Genomic DNA, 548 nt, shown 5'->3' with positions numbered 1-548 from the left:
TTTACGATTTCGGTATTGATAGTGCCTATTCTATAATCTCTTCACCTAGCACTTTAGAAGATGTCCTACAAAATAGCGAACAAAATTTATTAAACACTGCAACTGACATTGCTCGTATTCTGAAATTGCAATAATGTCAAAGTAAATCATCAGCTTTATTATTTGCAGTTAAAACTTGAATGAGGTGAAACCCATGAAAAGAACTGATAAATACCGTGATTCATATCAATACGACAATCAAAATCAAAATCATCGTCGTCAATCTGAAGACGCATCGTATAGACAACAATATGCTAAAGGCGATCCTGAAGAACACCCGGAACGATACTATAACGGTAGAGATTATCGAAGAGAACAAATTCTTGAAGAAGAAAACGAGAAATCCCGCCGTTCAAAAAAATGGTTATATATCATTATTGCTATTCTCTTAATTATTGTCGCTATTTTTGTCACACGCGCCTTACTTAACAATGATAGCGATAAAGTTAGTAATGACCCTAAAGTCTCTCAAAATTATAAAAAACAAGTTGAAAATCAAGACGGCCAAA

The 548-nt window shown here is 33.8% G+C and carries 2 pseudogenes; both read left to right on the top strand.

Going from position 1 to position 548, the window contains the following annotated elements:
* Positions 1-134 (top strand): annotated as a pseudogene (locus IDG60_RS01140) (glycerate kinase); the annotation flags it as partial.
* Positions 135-193: 59 nt separating this feature from the next.
* Positions 194-548 (top strand): annotated as a pseudogene (locus IDG60_RS01135) (hypothetical protein); the annotation flags it as partial.

Source organism: Staphylococcus sp. EG-SA-2 (assembly GCF_017152085.1).
Note: the sequence above shows the minus strand (reverse complement) of the source record. Positions and strands in the feature narration are given on the sequence as shown.